This window comes from Mesorhizobium sp. B2-3-12 (genome assembly GCF_006442205.1).
In the GTDB taxonomy this organism is placed as follows: Bacteria; Pseudomonadota; Alphaproteobacteria; order Rhizobiales; family Rhizobiaceae; genus Mesorhizobium.
In genome coordinates this window covers 846108-865184 of record NZ_VFVR01000001.1, presented here as the reverse complement: position 1 = coordinate 865184, position 19077 = coordinate 846108, and the positions used below count along the sequence as shown (strand labels likewise).

The 19077-nt window shown below is 63.7% G+C and carries 15 protein-coding genes; 12 read left to right on the top strand and 3 right to left on the bottom strand.

The features are described 5' to 3' along the window. Positions 1-14: 14 nt before the first annotated feature. From ftsZ to FJ948_RS04180, 8 genes are all read left to right on the top strand, one after another. Positions 15-1700 carry a cell division protein FtsZ gene (gene ftsZ / locus FJ948_RS04215; protein WP_140701909.1) on the top strand — a complete coding sequence of 562 codons (1686 nt, stop codon included), beginning with the start codon at positions 15-17 and terminating at the stop codon, positions 1698-1700. Between the two features lie 279 nt (positions 1701-1979). After that, positions 1980-2930, top strand: coding sequence for a UDP-3-O-acyl-N-acetylglucosamine deacetylase (gene lpxC, locus FJ948_RS04210; RefSeq protein WP_140701908.1), 951 nt, complete (start codon positions 1980-1982; stop codon positions 2928-2930). 262 nt (positions 2931-3192) lie between these two features. After that, positions 3193-4062, top strand: coding sequence for an outer membrane protein assembly factor BamD (locus tag FJ948_RS04205; protein ID WP_140701907.1), 870 nt, complete (start codon positions 3193-3195; stop codon positions 4060-4062). 184 nt (positions 4063-4246) lie between these two features. Further along, positions 4247-5920 carry a DNA repair protein RecN gene (recN, locus tag FJ948_RS04200; protein WP_140701906.1) on the top strand — a complete coding sequence of 558 codons (1674 nt, stop codon included), beginning with the start codon at positions 4247-4249 and terminating at the stop codon, positions 5918-5920. 133 nt (positions 5921-6053) lie between these two features. Beyond that, on the top strand, positions 6054-8258 hold the full coding sequence (gene ligA / locus FJ948_RS04195; protein WP_140701905.1) for an NAD-dependent DNA ligase LigA: 2205 nt from the start codon (positions 6054-6056) through the stop codon (positions 8256-8258). Further along, complete coding sequence (locus FJ948_RS04190; RefSeq protein ID WP_281405352.1) at positions 8255-8950, top strand: TIGR02453 family protein; 696 nt, start codon at positions 8255-8257, stop codon at positions 8948-8950. The genes ligA and FJ948_RS04190 overlap by 4 nt, the downstream gene beginning before the upstream one ends. 110 nt (positions 8951-9060) lie before the next feature. Further along, complete coding sequence (locus tag FJ948_RS04185) at positions 9061-9789, top strand: AzlC family ABC transporter permease (RefSeq protein WP_140701903.1); 729 nt, start codon at positions 9061-9063, stop codon at positions 9787-9789. Further along, on the top strand, positions 9786-10082 hold the full coding sequence (locus FJ948_RS04180) for an AzlD family protein (protein ID WP_140701902.1): 297 nt from the start codon (positions 9786-9788) through the stop codon (positions 10080-10082). The genes FJ948_RS04185 and FJ948_RS04180 overlap by 4 nt, the downstream gene beginning before the upstream one ends. A gap of 94 nt (positions 10083-10176) precedes the next feature. Here the strand turns inward: FJ948_RS04180 and FJ948_RS04175 are convergent, their stop codons facing one another. Next, on the bottom strand, positions 10177-12021 hold the full coding sequence (locus FJ948_RS04175; protein WP_140701901.1) for an aminopeptidase P family protein: 1845 nt from the start codon (positions 12019-12021) through the stop codon (positions 10177-10179). A 441-nt stretch (positions 12022-12462) separates the two neighbouring features. Here FJ948_RS04175 and FJ948_RS04170 point away from each other — a divergent pair, with 441 nt between their 5' ends. Then, the gene (locus FJ948_RS04170) at positions 12463-15396 is read left to right on the top strand and encodes an autotransporter domain-containing protein (RefSeq protein WP_181173551.1); all 2934 of its coding nucleotides are present in this window, start codon (positions 12463-12465) and stop codon (positions 15394-15396) included. Positions 15397-15434: 38 nt separating this feature from the next. Here the strand turns inward: FJ948_RS04170 and FJ948_RS04165 are convergent, their stop codons facing one another. Together FJ948_RS04165 and FJ948_RS04160 are read right to left on the bottom strand one after the other, a co-directional pair. Beyond that, entirely contained in the window at positions 15435-16307 is an 873-nt protein-coding gene (locus FJ948_RS04165; RefSeq protein ID WP_140701899.1) for a 50S ribosomal protein L11 methyltransferase, read from the bottom strand. A gap of 65 nt (positions 16308-16372) precedes the next feature. Further along, positions 16373-16951, bottom strand: coding sequence for an SCO family protein (locus FJ948_RS04160; RefSeq protein ID WP_140701898.1), 579 nt, complete (start codon positions 16949-16951; stop codon positions 16373-16375). Positions 16952-17193: 242 nt separating this feature from the next. Here FJ948_RS04160 and FJ948_RS04155 point away from each other — a divergent pair, with 242 nt between their 5' ends. The 3 genes from FJ948_RS04155 (at position 17194) to FJ948_RS04145 (ending at position 18954) form a co-directional block, all read left to right on the top strand. Beyond that, complete coding sequence (locus tag FJ948_RS04155) at positions 17194-17688, top strand: CreA family protein (protein WP_181173568.1); 495 nt, start codon at positions 17194-17196, stop codon at positions 17686-17688. Between the two features lie 80 nt (positions 17689-17768). Beyond that, complete coding sequence (locus FJ948_RS04150; RefSeq protein ID WP_140701897.1) at positions 17769-18410, top strand: DapH/DapD/GlmU-related protein; 642 nt, start codon at positions 17769-17771, stop codon at positions 18408-18410. Positions 18411-18657: 247 nt separating this feature from the next. Further along, a complete protein-coding gene (locus FJ948_RS04145) occupies positions 18658-18954 on the top strand; it encodes a hypothetical protein (RefSeq protein WP_140701896.1) in 297 nt (98 codons plus the stop codon). Positions 18955-19077 lie beyond the last annotated feature (123 nt).

Here is a 19077-nt window from a genome sequence, read left to right as displayed (position 1 = left end):
AAAGGACGGAGACAATGACCATCAATCTGCAGAAGCCGGACATCACCGAGCTCAAGCCGCGCATCACCGTGTTCGGTGTCGGCGGCGGCGGCGGCAATGCCGTGAACAACATGATCACCGCCGGACTGCGCGGTGTCGAGTTCGTCGTGGCCAACACCGACGCGCAGGCGCTGACCATGTCGAAGGCCTCGCGGCTGATCCAGCTTGGCGCGCATGTCACCGAGGGGCTCGGTGCCGGCTCGCAGCCGGAAGTCGGCCGCGCGGCGGCGGAAGAGTGCATCGACGAGATCCTCGACCATCTCACCAACACCCATATGTGCTTCGTCACCGCCGGCATGGGCGGCGGCACCGGCACCGGTGCTGCTCCCGTGGTTGCCCGCGCAGCCCGCGAGAAGGGTATCCTGACCGTCGGCGTCGTCACCAAGCCGTTCCACTTTGAAGGCCAGCGCCGCATGAAGACGGCCGACTTCGGCATCGAGGAGCTGCAGAAGTGTGTCGATACGCTGATCGTCATCCCCAACCAGAACCTGTTCCGGCTGGCCAATGACAAGACCACCTTCGCCGACGCCTTCGCGATGGCCGACCAGGTGCTTTACTCCGGCGTTGCCTGCATCACCGACCTGATGGTCAAGGAAGGCCTGATCAATCTCGACTTCGCCGACGTGCGTTCGGTGATGCGCGAGATGGGCAAGGCGATGATGGGCACCGGCGAGGCTTCGGGCGAGGGCCGTGCAATGGCCGCCGCCGAAGCCGCTATCGCCAATCCGCTGCTCGACGAGACCTCGATGAAGGGCGCCAAGGGCCTGCTGATCTCGATCACCGGCGGCCGCGACCTGACCCTGTTCGAGGTCGACGAAGCGGCGACCCGCATCCGCGAGGAAGTCGACCAGGACGCCAACATCATCCTGGGCGCCACGTTCGACGAGGAACTCGAGGGCGTCATCCGCGTCTCGGTGGTCGCGACCGGCATCGACAAGTCGGCCGCTGAAATCGCCGCTGCGCCGATCTCGATCCGCACCGCGCCGCCGAAGCCGGCAGCCCGCCCGGCCGTTGCCGCGGTGGAGAGCCGCCCGGCGCCGGTCCAGCAGACCGTCTATGAGCCGCGCGCCGTCGATCCGGTTGCCGAAGCCATCCAGTTGGCCGAGGCGAATGCCGCCGCCATGGCGCAGGCGCGTCCCGCACCGGTGGCCCATGCGGACGATTTCCGCCCGCAGAGCAAGATCTTCCAGGCGCCGCCCGCGCAGCCGCAGCCCATGCCTCAGCCTGTCGTCCAGCAGATGATGCAGCCAGCCCCGCAGCCGCGCGAGATGCTGCGCGAGGTCCAGCAGCCGGTGGCGATGGCGCCGCAGCGCATGCCGCGCGTCGAGGACTTTCCGCCGGTCGTGAAGGCCGAGGTGGATGCCAAGAGCCGTCCGGCCGACCATGAGAACAGCGGCCCGATGGGCCTCCTGAAGCGCCTGACCAATGGCCTGACCCGCCGCGAAGAAGAGCCTGCACGGCTGCAGCCGGCGCAGCCGCGCGAGCCCAAGCTGCGCCAGGCCGCACCGGAAGTGCGCCGCCTCGCCAGCCAGGACGCCCAGCTCTATGCGCCGCGCCGTGGCCAGCTCGACGACCAGGGCCGCCTGACGCCGCAGACCAGGGCGACTCAGGATGACGATCAGCTGGAGATTCCGGCGTTCCTGCGCCGCCAGGCCAATTGAGCGGTTAACGGACTGTAACAACTGTTAACAGGCAGGCAAGAAATTGCTTGCCTGTTAACGTTTAAAACGCTGCGTAATCAATCGGTTATGATACCGTACATGTTCAAGTTCGCGGTTACAACTAGTAAGAAACCGTGATTTGGAGTCTCCCTGCCGGGACATTATCTTCGCTGCCTACCATAGTCGGTTTGCCGGGATTCGGGGGAAGTGGCCCTGCCAGCCGATTTAACAAGAGCCGCGCCCTCGGGCTGGAGAAGCGGACCTAGGCATTACGGGCTCATGGGGATTGTCTTGCACGACCACCAGACGACAGTGAAGACGCGCGCGTCGCTTACAGGCACCGGCGTTCACAGCGGCAAAGAAGTTTCCATCAGTTTCCTGCCCGCGGATGCCGATACCGGCATCGTGTTCCAGCTTCTCAATGGCGACGGGCAGGGCCGTGAGTTCCGCGCCCTGTTTTCCGAGATCGGCGCCACCGACCTTTGCACCATGCTTGGCGATCCCTCGGGCGAGCACATCGCCACGGTCGAGCACATCATGGCCGCCCTGTTCGGGCTCGGCATCGACAATGTCGTCATCGAGATCGACGGTCACGAGGTTCCCATCCTCGACGGCAGCGCCATGGGGTTCGTGGAAGCCATCGACCAGGCCGGCATCGAGGTGTTGGCCGTCAAGCGGCGCTATATCAGGGTGGTCAAGGCGGTTCGCATCGAGAACGGCGCCTCCTGGGCCGAATTCAGGCCCTATGACGGCACCCGCTTCGAGGTGGAGATCGATTTCGAAAGCCCGGCGATCGGCCGCCAGCTCTTCGCCTCCGACATCAATGCCGACATTTTCCGCCGCGACATCGCACGGGCCCGCACTTTCGGCTTCATGAAGGACGTCGAGCGGCTGTGGGCCGCCGGCTATGCGCTGGGATCCTCGCTGGAAAACTCCCTGGTGATTGGTGACGACAACCGCGTCATCAACATGGGCGGCCTGCGTTATCCTAACGAATTCGTGCGTCACAAGACGCTCGACGCCATGGGCGACCTGGCGCTGGCTGGCGCGCGCTTCATCGGCTGTTTCCGCTCCTATCGCGGTGGGCACAGGCTGAACGCCGCCGCGCTGCGTCGCCTGTTGTCGGACCGCACGGCCTTCGAGATCGTCGAGACGACACGCCGCGAACGTGGCCGCGCGGCGGAAATGAGTGCCGTCAACGCGCCGCTCTACGCGCCCTGGATGATCTGATTTTCTTCATTTTTCTCGGATATGATGGTGGTGCGAGTGTTGCAGTAATGCACCATCCGCCAGCGAAATCGCAGGGATGCGCCGCCGCTGACGGGCTGCCACAAAAATGCGCGATTGGCTGGACATAGCGTTGCCGGGCAAGGCGGTTATGGTTTATGGCTGCTGCCGTCGATTAGTGCATATCGCTCAAAAGTGGGGACCAGTTTTGGGAGAACTGCATGCAAATGGCACGAAAATAACGCCGAAAGGGCGCAATCCAATCATGTTTTTCAAGCGAGTCGGTCAATCGAAGGCGCCGCAGCGGTCTGTTTTCCTGGCGCTTTCGGTGGTTGTTCCATCGCTCTTTCTGTCGGCCTGCATGTCGTCCGAGAAAGACATCGACCTGTCGACCTATGTCGACCAGACCGAACCGGCCGACGTTCTCTACAATCAAGGCCTGGCCAATCTGAATGCCGGCCGGCTGGATGAGGCGAGCAAGAAGTTCGACGCGGTCGACCGCCAGCACCCCTATTCGGAATGGGCCCGCAAATCGATGGTGATGGGCGCGTTCGCCGACTATCGGAAAGGCAGCTACGACGACGCGATCCAGTCGGCAAAGCGCTACCTGGCTCTCTATCCGTCGACGGATGACGCACCCTATGCGCAGTACATCATCGGTCTCAGCTACTATCGCCAGATCAAGGACGTGACGCAGGACCAGAAGGAAGCACGCCAGACCGTGCAGACGATGCAGGACTTGGTGACGCGCTGGCCGACGTCGGAATATGTCGACGACGCCAAGGAAAAGATCCGCTTCGCCAACGACCAGCTCGCCGGCAAGGAAATGCAGATCGGCCGCTATTATCTTGAGCGTCGCGAATACATCGCCGCCGTCAAGCGCTTCCGCACCGTCGTGGAGAATTACTCCAACACGCGCCATGTCGAGGAAGCGCTCGCCCGCCTCACTGAAAGCTACTATGCGTTGGGCTTGACCTCCGAGGCCCAGACGGCGGCCGCGGTGCTGGGTACCAACTATCCAGACAGCTCGTGGTACAAGGATTCCTACAAGCTGCTGCAGAGCAACGGGCTGGCACCGCGCGAAAATGCGGGATCGTGGATATCCAAGGCCGGGAAGCTGATCACCGGCGCCTGACCGCGGAAGCTCCGAGCGAAGCGCGCGCAACGCGCTTTTCGGATTGATCCGAAGCCCAAACAAAAAGATAGTGCGGCGCTGCGACTCCACTGTCGGGCGCCGCCTTAAATCTTTTGTTTTCGTGCCTGTCGTTATCCCGAAACCGGGTCCACTCTTGGGCGGCATGCAATAGGTCCGGTTTCTCATGCTTTCCAGACTGTCGATCCGAGATATCGTCCTGATCGAAAAGCTGGACATCGACTTCCAGCCGGGTCTTTCCGTGCTGACCGGCGAAACCGGCGCCGGCAAATCCATCCTGCTCGATGCCCTGTCGCTGGCGCTCGGCGCGCGCGGCGATGCCTCGCTGGTGCGCCATGGCGCGGCCCAGGGCCAAGTCATTGCCGTGTTCGATGTGCCGCGCAACCATCCGGTGCGCGCGCTGCTCGCCGAAAACGCCATCGAGGATGATGGTGACGTGATCCTGCGGCGCGTGCAGACGGCGGACGGCCGTACCCGCGTGTTCGTCAACGACCAACCGTCCAGCGTAACGCTGATGCGCGATGTCGGCCGCGCGCTGGTCGAGATCCACGGCCAGCATGACGAGCGCGCCCTGGTCGATCCCGGCGCCCACCGCGACGTGCTCGATGCCTTCGGCGGCCATCTCGGCGCCGTTCGTTCGACGGGAGAGGCATGGCGGCACTGGCGCGCCTGCGAGCAGGAGCTGACGCGCCATCGCGCCAAGGTGGCGGCCGCCGCGCGCGAGGCCGACTATCTGCGCGCCGCGGTGGCCGAACTGACCAAGCTCGATCCGCAGCCCGGCGAGGAAACCGAACTTGCCGAGCTGCGCGCCCACATGATGCGCGCCGAGAAGATCGCCTCCGAGATCCACGACGCGCAGGACGTGCTTTCGGGCCCGTCCTCGCCCTTGCCGCAACTGGCCAGCCTGCTGAGGCGGCTGCAGCGCAAGGCGACGGAGGCGCCCGGCCTGCTTGAGGACGTGGTCAAGTCGCTCGATGAAGCCATGCTGTCGCTCGATGCCGCGCAATCGGGTGTCGAGGCCGCGCTTCGCGCCACCGAGTATGACCCGCAACGGCTGGAGAAAGCCGAGGAGCGGCTGTTTTCATTGCGCGCGGCGTCGCGCAAGCACAGCGTCGCCGTCGACGATCTGGCACAGCTGCGCGACACGATGGTTGCCGATCTCGCCGATCTCGATGCCGGCGAGGAGCGCCTGCATGGGCTGGAAAAGCAGGCGGCCGCCGCGCGCGAAACCTACGATATCGCCGCCGCGCAGCTATCCTCGCTTCGCCATGCCGCGGCGGTCGGCCTGACCAAGGCGGTGATGGCCGAACTGCCGGCGCTGAAGCTCGAACGCGCGGCCTTCATCGTCGAGATGAAGAGCGAGCCCGAGAGCCGCATGGAGGAGGGTATCGACCAGATCGAGTTCTGGGTGCGCACCAATCCCGGCACGCGGCCCGGGCCGATGATGAAGGTCGCCTCCGGCGGCGAGCTGTCACGCTTCCTGCTGGCGCTAAAGGTGGCGCTTGCCGATCGTGGTTCCGCGCCGACGCTGGTTTTCGACGAAATCGACACCGGCGTGGGCGGGGCGGTGGCCGACGCCATCGGCCAAAGGCTGGCGCGGCTGTCGAAGCGCGTTCAGGTGCTTTCCGTCACCCACGCGCCGCAAGTCGCGGCGCGGGCGGCGACACATTTCCTGATCTCCAAATCGGGCGGCACCGACCGCGTGGCGACCGGAATTGCCGAGATGGACAGGTCGGCGCGGCAGGAGGAGATCGCCCGAATGCTGGCCGGCGCCACCATCACCGACGAGGCGCGCGCCGCCGCCGAGCGGCTGCTGCGCGAGAATACGAACGCGGCTTGAGACTATCGGGCGTCATGGGACGAGTCAGGATATGGCTCCATCCTGCTGTTCAGGAATGATCTTTTCCGAAAACCGGTTCCCACCTTTCAAGATCATGCTCTATTGTGGCGCGCTACCGTTCGGGGACAAAAGCATGGCCGAAAAACCTGTCGATTCGCTCAGCGAAAGCGAGGCTGAAGCCGAGCTCCAGCGCCTTGCCGAGGAGATCGCCGGTCACGACCGGCGCTATCATGCCGAGGACGCGCCCACGATCACGGACGCCGAGTATGACGCGCTGCGGCGGCGCAACCTTGCCATCGAGGAGCGCTTTCCCGGGCTGGTGCGTGAGGATTCGCCCTCGCTCAGGGTTGGTGCCGCACCGGCGGAAGGCTTCACCAAGGTGCGCCATGCCGTCCCCATGCTCAGCCTCGCCAAGGCCTATACCGACGCCGACGTCACCGACTTCATCGAGCGCGGCCGGCGCTTCTTCGACCGCGACAAGGACCTCGACATCGCTTTTACCGCCGAGCCGAAGATCGACGGGCTGTCGGCGTCACTGCGTTACGAAAAGGGTGTGTTCGTGCAGGGCGCGACGCGCGGCGATGGTGCGGTCGGCGAGGATATCACCGCCAATTTGAGGACAATCGCCGACATTCCCGCGAAGCTCAAAGGATCAGGCTGGCCCGAAACCATCGAAATCCGTGGCGAGGTCTATATGACCTATGCCGAATTCGAGGCGCTCAAGGCGCGCTCGGCGGCTGTCGGCGGCCAGGATTACGTCAATCCGCGCAACACGGCGGCCGGGTCGCTGCGCCAGAAGGATCCCTCCGTCACCGCCAGCCGCAACCTCAAATTTTTCGCCTATGCCTGGGGCTACACCACGCAAGATCCGGCCCCGACCCAGTTCGAATCGGTACAGAAATTCGCCGATTGGGGTTTCAAGATCAGTCCGCTGATGGTGCGGGCGAAATCGGTCGAGGATCTTATCGCGCATTATCACCTGATCGAGGAACAGCGCTCGTCTCTCGGCTATGACATAGACGGCGTCGTCTACAAGGTCGACCAGCTGGAGCTGCAGCGCCGCTGGGGTTTCGTCACCGGTGAGCCGCGCTGGGCGGTCGCGCATAAATTCCCCGCCGAACAGGCGATGACATCAGTGCAGAGGATCGACATCCAGGTCGGCCGGACCGGCACGCTGGCGCCGGTCGCGCGGCTTGCCCCGGTGACGGTCGGCGGCGTCGTGGTCGAAAACGTCACGCTGCACAATGAGGACTATATCAAGGGTCTGGACAGCACCGGCCAGCCGATCCGCGACGGCATCGACGTGCGCATCGGCGACACGGTGGTGATCCAGCGGGCAGGGGATGTCATCCCGCAGATCGTCAGCGTCGTCATCGACAAGCGTCCGCCCGATGCCGTGCCGTACGAATTCCCGCACACTTGCCCGGTCTGCGGCTCGCCGGCGACGCGCGAGATCAACGAGAAGACCGGCAAGGAGGATTCGCGGCGCCGTTGCACGGGCGAGCTGATCTGCGCGGCGCAGGCCGTCGAAAGATTGCGCCACTTCGTGTCGCGCGGCGCCATGGATATTGAAGGCCTGGGCGCCGAGAACATCGACCTGTTCTTCAACTCGGGACTGGTCAAGACAGCCGCCGACATTTTCACGCTCAGGGAGCGCCGCCCGGCCGTGACCAAGGCGCTTGCCGAGCGGCGCGAGGAGCAGGCCAGGCAGCGCGAGGCGGCGTCCGGCAAGACACGCAAGAATGTGCGCGGCGTCGAGGACCGCAATTACGAAGGCCTCGACAAATTGTTCGCGGCCATCGATTCGCGCCGCGCGCCGGAGCTAGACCGCTTCATTTTCGCGCTCGGCATCCGTCATATCGGCGAGACGACCGCCGCCCTATTGGCCCGGACATTCTCGACCATCGAGGAGCTGATCCGGGTCGGCAAGGAGACGGCGGCGGCGCAGGATCCGCATGCCGTCTTCCCCTCGATCAACGGCATTGGCGATACGGTGATCGATGCACTGCGCGACTTCTTCGGCAATGAGCGCAATGACGAGGTATTGGACAAGCTGCTGGAGCAGGTCAAGCCGAAGCCGTATATCGTCACCGTCTCGGCCGACAGCGAGGTCGCCGGCAAGACAATCGTCTTTACCGGTTCGCTGGAAAAGATGACCCGCTCCGAAGCCAAGGCAATGGCCGAGCGTCTCGGCGCCAAGGTGGCCGGCTCGGTTTCGGCGAAGACCGATCTGCTGGTGGCCGGCCCCGGCGCTGGTTCCAAGCTCAAGCTTGCCAGTGAACTCGGCGTCGAAGTCATCGACGAGGACACCTGGCTGCAGCGGGTCGGCAAGTCGTGACGGATGGAATTTTCAAAGGGTTTGGGCCGAAGGCCATGCCGTTCTTCAAAGCGCTCGACTTTCACCAGAGCCGCGAATGGTTTTGGGAAAACCGGGCGCTTTACGACAGCGAATTGTACGAGCCGTTCTGCGATCTGGTCGAGACGCTGACCCAGCGCTTCGCGGCGGCCGGGCTTGGCCTGCGCGGCGACCGCAAGAAATCCATGTTCCGCATCAATCGCGATGTGCGCTTTGCCAAGGACAAGCGGCCCTATAACCGGCATCTGTCGGCCATCCTGTCGCCGGACGGCACCAAGATGGAGCAGGGCGTGTTCTACGTTCATATCGGGCTCGAACGCTGTTTCGCCGGCGTTGCCTGGTGGAGCCCGGAGCCGGCGCTGCTGCTGGCGATCCGTCGTGCCATCGAGACGAAGCCTGAAAAGTTTCGGGGAATGGTCAAGGCGCTCGCCAGGAACGGCCTGGTGCTCGACACGGATGGCTGCATGAAGCGCACGCCGCGCGGCTTCGAGCATGTTGCGGACGCCGATCTCGTCGCGGCCATCCGCAACCGGCATTTCGTTGTCCGCCACGCCATCGATCCGGCCAATATTCACGGTCCGGAACTGGTCGAGGAACTGGTCGATTTCACCACGCGCGCCAAGCCGCTGCTCGACTGGGGCAGAGCGATCGAAGGCAAAGCGGCGAAGGACTGAGCTGCCGCGCAGGCCCACGACGATCATTTCCGCTGATCGTTTGGCTCAAGCGAATTCGTGTGACAAGCCGGGTGGTGCTTCCTACATCAGCCCTCTGATCGGGGAGAGACATGTCGGCGCAAGCAATTTCGGAGAACGGCGCGAAAAGCGATTTTTGGCAAGGCGTGCGGCTCTCCATGCCGGTCGTGGTGGCGGCGGCACCGTTCGGGCTGCTGTTCGGCGCGATTGCCGTCGACAATGGCTTTTCCGTTTTCGAAGCCTTCCTGATGAGCGCGCTGATCTTTGGCGGCGCCAGCCAGATGGTCGGCATAGAACTGTTCGGCCAGCATGTCGCGCCGTGGCTGATCGTGCTGTCGATCTTCGCCGTCAATTTCCGCCACGTGCTCTATTCCGCCGGTATTGGCCGGCGCATCGCGCACTGGTCCGTGGTGCAGCAGGCGCTCGGTTTCTTCATCCTCACCGATCCGCAATTCGCCGTCGCCGAGGCCAGGGCCCAGTCGGGCCAGACCGTCGGCTTTGCCTGGTATCTGGGACTTGGGCTGCCGGTCTATGTGTTCTGGACCATCGAAAGCGCGCTCGGAGCGCTGTTTGGAAAGCTCATTCCCGACCCCCATGCGCTGGGCATCGATTTCCTGCTGCCGATCTATTTCCTCGGCCTGGTGATGGGCTTCCGCAAGCGGCCGCTGTGGCTGCCGGTGGTCGTCGCCAGTGCCTGCGCCTCGATCATCGCCTACAAGACGGTCGGTTCGCCCTGGCACGTCTCGATCGGCGCGGTTGCCGGCGTGCTGCTCGCCGTCATCCTGCCGCCGCACCATAGCGGCGTGGAGACAAGGCCATGAGCACGACCTTCTGGATCATCATCGCCGGCGCGATCGCCACCTATCTCACGCGTGTCGGCGGCCATCTGGTCATCTCCCGGTTCGAAAACATCCATCCGCGCGTCGAAGCCGGCCTCAACGCGGTGCCGGCCGCCGTGTTGACGACGCTGGTGGCGCCGGCCGCGCTCGGCGCGGGTCCGGCGGAATGGGCGGCGCTGGTCGTCTCCGCGCTGGTGGCGCTGCGCGGCGGGCTGATGGCGATGTTTCTGGCGGGTGCTGCGGTGTTGATCGTGGCGCGTCAGTTCGTGGGATAGGCGTCCTGGCGGAGCGATCATTTCGAACTGTTTGCGCCGCCCCTCATTGCCCTGCCGGGCATTTCTCCCCGTAACGGGGAGAAAGAGGCTTGTGTCAAATCTTCGCGTCATGCGGCAGCGGTGCTGTCGCCTTTTCCAGCCAGGCCAGCGTTTCGCCGTCGAGCATCGGGCCGATCTCGGCCAGCACGCGGGCATGGTAGGCGTCGAGCCAGTGCAGTTCGTCACGCGTCAGCAGGTCCGAACGCACCAACCTGACGTCGATCGGCGCCAGCGTGAGCGTCTCGAAGGAGTGCATGGCAATGTCGCCACCCTCGATCTGTTCGGCCGGCGTCACCAGGATCAGGTTCTCGATGCGGATGCCGTAGGCGCCTTCCTTGTAATAGCCTGGCTCGTTGGACAGCATCATGCCTTCGAGCAGTTTTTCGGTGCCGGTGCGGGCGATGCGCTGCGGGCCCTCATGCACTGCCAGGTACGAGCCGACGCCGTGGCCGGTGCCATGGGCGAAGTCGCAGCCATGCTTCCACAGCGCCATACGGGCGACGGCGTCGATCTCGGAGCCGCGCGTGCCGGCGGGGAAGCGCAGCGTGGAAATGCCGATCATGCCTTTCAGCACCAGCGTGAAGCGTTCGCGCATCTCTTCGGTCGGCTCGCCGATAGGCACGGTGCGGGTAATGTCCGTCGTGCCATCCTGGTATTGCGCGCCGGAATCGAGAAGGAACAGTTCGCCAGCCCGCAGTTTGCGGCTGGTGGCGCGCGAGACGCGGTAATGCATGATGGCGCCGTTCGGGCCAGCGCCCGAAATGGTGTCGAAAGAGACGTCGCGCAGCGGCATCTGGGTTTCCTCGCCGGTCTGCCGGCGTGTTTCCTCCAGCCTGGTGACGACCGCGATCTCGTCGAGCGAGCCGGGTTTCTGCCGCTCGAGCCAGCACAACAGCTTTGCCACCGCCGCGCCGTCCCGGCGATGCGCGGCGCGCGAGCCATTGATCTCGGCCTGGTTCTTGGTGGCGCGCGGGATGCGGGCGGGGTCGGGCGCGGCAACCACGGTGCCGCCATTGTCCTCGACCAGCATGCGCAGCCGGTCGGCTGCCAGCACGGGATCAAGCGCGATTTTCGCGCCGCCTTTCGCCAGTGCCACGATCGCTGCTTCGAATTCGCCGGGCTCATGCGGATCGGCAAGCTGGGTGAGATAGGCCTCGACCTGGCGCGAAAATTTGCGGCTGTCGATGAACAGCTGGTGCGACCCGTCGGCGGCCAGGATGGCGAAGCCTAGCGCCAGCGGCGTGTGCGGCACGTCGCCTCCACGGATGTTGAAGGCCCATGCGATGGAAGAGGGGTCCGTCAGCACCGCATGGGTGGCGCCCTCCTTGCCGATCGCCGTCGCCAGCCGCGCCAGCTTGTCCTTGGCGAGTTCGCCAGCGAAGCCGATCGGGTGCAGTTCGACCGGAGACACGGGTGCTGCTGGCTGATCCTTCCAGATGATGTCGATCGGGTTCCTGTCGAGCGGCACGAGCACCGCGCCGGTCTTGTCGGCGGAGGCCTGCAGCGCCTTGACCTCGCCGATCGTGTGCAGCCAGGGATCGAAGCCCAGTCGCGCGCCTTTGCCGAGGTTCTCCCTGAGCCAGACGGCAGGCGGGTTGTCGACCAGGCTTTCGATCGAAAAGATGCCGAGATCGACTTCGTTCCGCACCTGCAGCGTGTAGCGCCCGTCGACGAAGACGAAGGCGCGGTCGCGCAGCACGATGGCGACGCCGGCCGAGCCGCTGAAGCCGGTCAGCCATTTCAGCCGTGCGGAACGATCGGCGACATATTCGCCCTGGTGCTCGTCGGCGCGCGGAACGATGAAGCCGTCGAGGCCATTGTCGCTCAGCCATTGGCGCAGCAGCGCCACGCGCGGCTTGCCGACCGCCGGATCGCCCGCGGAATCGAAGGTCTGGAACATGATGGGCCTCCTGGTATTCGCGCGACCGTAACCTATGGGGCTGCAAATCGGAATCGATTTCCAGCCGGCGCAAACTGCTACAGCGTCGCCTGGCTGACAACCGATCGCGCTTGGTCCAGCCATGCCGCAGAATTTTTCGCGCTTCGGCATGTGGCGCGCAAATGTCCATTGATGCAAATTCGCAACGGACCCCCCGCGGATTTCCTTCCAAGGTCACCGTTGCGTGGTTTCGGCAATCTTTACGGCTTGCAATCGGTTGTCTCTCGGCGGCGGTTTTCGTACCGTGGTGACGGGCTTCAGGGTCGATACAGTCAAGGGATGGCTGGTCGGGGGGAATTTATGAGACATTCGGTTTTTACTGCGCATGCCAAAAACAATGGCGAGGCGAAGGCGCGGGTCGCATGCTCGCTGCTGGCATCGACCTCGCTTCCTGCTTTGTTGATGGCCGGACTTGTTGCGGTCGCCATGACGCCGCTCGTGCCTGGTGTCGCCTCGGCCGAGAATTTCGTTCACCAAAGCGGCAATTGGGGTACGGCTGCGAACTGGACGCCCGCAACGGTTCCCAACGGCGTCGATGCGGTCGCGACCTTCAACCATGATGCGGCGGACCAGGGTCTCGGCTATACCGTTAACCTGTCAGGTGGACCCTACACGGTAGGCACATTGAACTTGAATGCCACCAGCACCTCTGGCGGCTACCGGTTGTCAAACGGTGTTTTGAATTTGGAGGCATCCGGCCAAGCCGCCATCAACGTGCAAACGAACAATTTCATTGCCGATCTGGAGGCCGATGCCGGTCTCAACATGATCTCCGACACTGTTTTCACGGTTGATGCCGGTGCTCATTTTACCGCCGATGGAGCGATTTCAGGCGGGGGCTTGACCAAGAGCGGCGATGGCTTGCTGAGGTTGAATGGGGCCAACACCTACACAGGCGGCACCAATCTCTATGGCGGTACGCTCAGCCTGGGTAACAATGCTGCGCTTGGCACCGGCCCGGTCTATGCGAATGGTGGTACCGTCATCGACATCCAGAACGGCGTCGCGATCGGCAATGACCTCACCATGTACGGGAGCATGATGCTGAATGTCGGTTCAGGAACCGGCACTTATGGCGGACAGATTTCTCAATTCGACGATCCCGCCACGCTGATCAAGACCGGTGTCGGCACGCTCGTTTTGAGCAGCAGCAATAGTTTCGGGGGTGGCGCCACCGTTAACGGTGGCACGCTTCGGATCATGACCAACAATTCGCTGGGTGCCACCGGGTCCGGGATGGTCACGCTGGATGGCGGTACGTTGCAAGCTGGTGCTGATAACATCGTCATTTCCAACAGCCTCATTCTGTTCGGGGCCGCCGGCGGTGCCATCGATACGCAAGGCTTCAGTCTGAGCACTGGCGCCAATATGGGCGATGGCGACGTTCCGAACGGGACGTTCACGAAGCTCGGCACGGGTACGTTGACCGTGACCGGCTTTGCCGACAGCAACACCTATTCCACGGCCACGGATGTCGCCGAGGGAACGCTCAAGGCGAGCGACGTCAATATTTTCAGTGCCAACAGTGCCTATACGGTCGGCGCCGGCGCCACGCTTTCACTCAACAATTTCAGCCAGGTGATCGGCTCGCTGGCCGGCGCGGGAACGGTTGATGAGGGAACGGGCAAGCTGACGACCGGAGGCAATGGTGGCTCGACCGTCTTTTCGGGCGGCCTCACCGGCACCGGCGGACTGATCAAGGACGGAACGGGGACTTTCGAGCTGTCGGGTTCGAGCACCATGTCGGGCGCCACTGAAGTGAAGGCCGGCACGCTTCTTGTCTCAGGCTCGCTGGGCGGTTCGCCCGTCACCGTCGACAGCGGCGCCACGCTCGCCGGGAGCGGCACGGTTGGAGCACTCAATGCCTCCGGCACCGTTGCGCCCGGCAACAACGCGATCGGCACGCTGACGGTCAACGGGACCGCCAGCTTCGCGTCGGGCTCGACCTATGCGGTTGAGCTCAATTCGGCTGGTCTTTCGGATCTGATCGGCGCGTCCGGCGCCGCCACCATTACCAGTGGCGCCGGCTTGACGGTGACCAATATCGGCCTTGGCGGCCTGGTAGCCGGCACCCGCTATACCGTGCTCCAGGCCAGCAGCGTCAGCGGAACCTTCACGCTGAGCGATTCGCAGATCTCCAACTTCGTCAGCCTGAGCACCACGTCCGATGCGACCCATGCCTATGTCGACGTAACCCAGACGAAAACCTTCGGCTCGGCCGGCCTGACGCCGAACCAGATCGCTACGGGCGAGGGGCTTGACAGCGCCGCCAGCAGCGCCCTCGTCAGCGCCATTCTCGGTCTGCCGAGCGACGAGGCCGCGCAAGCCGCCCTCGATCAGCTCTCCGGCGAAATTCATGTATCGGCCAAGGGCATGCTCCTCCAGGACAGCCACTTCCTGCAGGATGCGGTGACGGCACGCCTGCGCGCCGCCTTCGGCGAGAGCGGCAAGACCGCTTCGCTGCCGGTCATGGCTTATGGCGAGGACGGCGTTCAGCCGGTGGCGGCCGACACGGATCGCTTCGCCTTCTGGACGCAGGGCTTTGGCTCCTGGGGCGGCACCGACAGCGACGGCAACGCGGCTGCCTTCGATCGGTCGGCGGGCGGGCTGCTGATAGGCGCCGACGGCATGGCCGGCGACTGGCGGATTGGCTTGGCCGGCGGCTACAGCCGCACCAGCTTCGACGCCGATGACCGGCATTCCTCGGGCGACAGCGACAATTACCACCTCGGCCTCTATGGTGGGACCAATTGGGGCGCGATCGCGTTCCGCACCGGTGCCGCCTATACCTGGCACCGGATCTCGACATCGCGCTCGGTCGCTTTCGACGGCTTCGCGGACAGCCTGTCGGCTGATTACGATGCCGCCACGGCGCAGGCCTTCGGCGAACTGGCCTACAAGACGGATGCCGGGCCGTTCGCCTTCGAGCCGTTCGCCAATCTTGCCTATGTGAACCTGCACACGGACGGCTTCACTGAAACGGGCGGGGATGCCGCGCTGACGAGCAGCAGTTCGACGGCCGACGCGACCTTCACCACGCTTGGCGTCCGGGCTTCCACCGACATTACATTTGGCGGCGTTGCGGCGACCGCGCGCGGCATGTTCGGGTGGCGCCATGCCTTCGGCGACGTAACGCCGCTGTCGGCCTTCGCCTTCGCCGGGGGCGACGATTTCACCATCGCGGGCGTGCCGATCGCCAGGGACGCAATGCTGGTCGAGGCCGGCTTCGACGTGCAACTGGCGCGGAATGCCACGCTTGGCCTGTCCTATGCCGGGCAGTTCGGACCGGATGCCTTCGACAACGGCTTCAAGGCCAATCTGGGCATCAAGTTTTAAGAGTTAGCCTGAGAGGGCCGGCAACCGCCTTGCCGGCCTCAGTGCTTGAGGTGGATCGTCACCCAGCCTTCGCGGTGCAAGGTACTGATATGGCGGAAGTTCTGGCCGACATAGGCCGAGATGACCGCGTCGCGCTGGCGGTCGAGGATGCCCGACAGCACGATCGAGCCGCCGAGCGCGATGTGCGCGGCCATTTGCGGCGCCAGCCGCATCAGCGGCCGCGCCAATATGTTGGCGACGATGAGGTCGAAGGGCGCGCGTCTGGCAAAGATCGGGTGGTGAAAGCCCGGCGCGCTCACCGTCTCGATCAGGCCCTTGACGTGGTTCAGCCGCGCATTGGCGGCGGCGACCCTGACCGCGACCGGATCGATGTCGGTGGCCAGCACCGGAATATGCGCCAGCTTGGCGACCGCGATCGCCAGAACCGCGCTGCCGGTGCCGAGGTCGAGCGCGTTGCGTGGGCGCTCGCGCCGCACGACTTTCTCCAGCATTTCGAGGCATCCTGATGTGGTGCCGTGATGGCCGGTGCCAAAGGCAAGGCCTGCCTCGATCTCGATGGCGAGTTCGCCGCTATGGCGCTTCCTGCGGTCATGCGCGCCATGGACGAAGAAACGGCCGGCACGCACCGGCTTCAACCCTTCCAGCGAGCGCGCCACCCAATCGATGTCGGGCAGTGACTCGCGCTCGACCGGCTTCGACATGGAAAGCCCGGCGAGCACGTCCTTCAGCCGCGCTTCGACGGCGTCGACATTGCCATCGGTATAGAGCGAGACCTCGTGGATGTCGGCGTCCTCGTCGACCTCAAGCACGGCGATCGGCAGGCCTTCTTCCTCGAAGGCCATCTCCAGCGCCGCGAAGATGCGTTCAGCCTCGATCTTGCCGGTGGTGAAATGGAGCCGCGTCTGGGTCATGTGAATTTACGTTTCTCCAGGCTTGTTCTTGTCCGAAACCGGTCTCCACTTTTCGGAATCAAGCTCTAGCCCTTCGCGGCAAGGCGCTTCAGTTTCTCCACGGCGGTGCTGGCGCTCTCTCCGTAGGCGATCGTGCCGGCAAAGTCGCCCTGGGGATTGAGCAGCAACACCGAGGCGGTGTGGTCCATCGTGTAGTCGCCGTCGCCGGTGTCGACCTTCTTCCAGTAGATGCCGAACGACTTGGCCATGGCGTGGACCTTGTCCGGGTCGCCGGTAATGCCGGTGATGCGATCGGAGAAATTGCTGACATAGGCGTTCATCACCTGCGGCGTGTCGCGCTCCGGGTCGACCGAGACGAAATAGGCGTGCAGGTTCTTGCCGTCATCGCCGAGCGTCTTCAGCCAGCCGGAGAGTTCGAACAAGGTGGTCGGGCAGACTTCGGGGCAATGGGTGAAGCCGAAGAAGACGACGCTGGGCTGTCCGCGGAAAGCAGCCTCGGTGATCGGGGCGCCTTTCTGGTCGACCAAGGTAAAGGGCGCGCCGAACGGTTCGCCGCCATAGTGGCCGCGATACCAGTCGAAGGTCAGCCAGCCGACGCCGGCCGCCATCAGGACGAGAATGCCGACCAGGATAGAACGCATCATCAGAAAAGTCCGTCCGCAGAAATCATCGCGCCGGCTCAATGCCGCGCCGGTGCGACAGTCTTAGCGGTTCGGCCCCGCGCAGGCAAAGTGCCGCGTTGCCGCAACCGGCCGTGGTGTTGACGCTTGCGCTTGCAAAGCCACACAGTCCGCCCCACCTGAGACCGGCAACCCGAACCGAGGAGGCTTCTTTGCTCGAACTGATTGGGCTCGAACTCACTGGGCGAAAACTGGCTGAGCGAAAACTGACCGGGCGAAAACTGATCGGAGGCGCTTTGGCCGCATGCGTCGTGCTTGGCGCCGGCAGCGCCGTTGCTGAGGAAGTCGGCAAGGTCGGCGTCGACTGGGTCGGCAATGACATCATCGTCGAGGCGATCAAGGATCCGAAGGTGGAAGGCGTCACCTGCCACGTTTCCTATTTCGACCGCAGCGTCATCGACCGGCTGCACAAGGGCAACTGGTTCGAGGATCCCAGCGATTCCTCGATCTCGTGCCGCCAGACCGGCCCGATCACCATCGGCGACATCGACACGGGCGAGGGCGGCGAGGAGGTTTTCAAGCAGGGCATCAGCCTGATCTGGAAGAAGCAGGTGGTGAACCGCATCTACGACAAGAAGAACGAGACGTTGATCTATCTCTCGCACTCGCGCCAGGTGCAGGACGGCTCGGCCAAGATGTCGGTCACGACGGTGCCGCTCTATGGCCAGAACGTGGTGTGGAGCAAGGACAAGCCGAAATAGGCAATTCTTTCGAGCCGTTTGGCGTTACGGCCAATTGCTCCGCCTTGCGGCGGCAATTGCTCTGACGTAAAGCCGCCGACATGGACCGTTCCGAAGATCTCGTTCCGAAAGACCCCGAGCCGCGCATTCATCCGACCGCGGAGATGAAGGGCTGCAAGCTTGGCCGTTATGCCGCGATCGGCGAACGCGTCGTGCTGCGCGAGGTCATTGTCGGCGATTTCTCCTATTTCGAACGCCATGCCGAGGCGATCTATACGACGATCGGCAAATTCTGCTCGATCGCCGCCAACAGCCGCATCAATGCGCTGGAACATCCGATCGAGCGGCTGACCCAGCACAAGGTCAGCTATCGGCCGAACGAGTATTTTCGCTGGCTGGGCGTCGATGCCGCGTTCCGCGAGCGGCGGCGATCGAAGGCCGTGACCATCGGCCACGATGTCTGGATCGGCCATGGCGCGGTCATCTTGCCTGGCGTCGCCATCGGCAATGGAGCGGTCATCGGTGCCAATGCCGTGGTGACGCGGGACGTGCCGTCCTACACGATCGTCGCCGGCGTGCCGGCGAAACCGCTCAGGCCACGCTTTGCTTCTGAACTAGCGGCACGCATCGAGGCTCTCGCCTGGTGGGACTGGCCGGTCGAGAAACTCGCTAGGGCGGTTCCCGACATGCAGGCAATGCCGATCGAGACCTTCCTCGATCGCTGGGAAAACGACGCCGCCTGAGCCGGCATCCCTATACGTTCTCCACAGCCGCCATTTCCGGAAACGAAACATTGCGTTGGGCGGAGATGCTTTGAGGGTAACCAATTTTCTTAACGTAAAATATTAGCGTTAAAAATTGGAAAACGAATTGTATCTCTCAAATTAAACAATCCATGGTTGCAAGACTTTTTGCGAAATGCACTAATCGATGCGGGGGTAAGTCGTAAGAAGTCGAAGGAAACACTGTTAGCAACAATGGAGAGAAGTCATGAAGAAGTTCGCACTTGTACTCACTGCTGCAATGGTTTCGTTCTCGACTGTCGGCGCCTATGCCGGCGGCTGGGGCGGAGGTAGCTCGGGCAGCCTGATCAACGTGTCGCCGTCCATCGGTCTCGGCCAGGTGAACGCGTTGAACGGCGTTCTCAATGGCAACAACATCCTGAGCGGCAATGTCGTCCAGGGCATCCTGAACGGCAACAAGACCAACGTCCTTTCCGGCGTTCTCAGCGGGATCGGCGTCAACGTCCTCGGCGGCAACAGCTACAAGCTGGGCGGCCGTCACTAGGCAGCAAGGTCACGGGCAATTTCCGTGTCGGAGGCAGGAGGGTCTCGCACACCCTCCTGCCTCGCTGGTTTTCATAGTCCGGGTAGAGCACATCCGGTCGGAAAACCGTTCTTCCCGGATTAG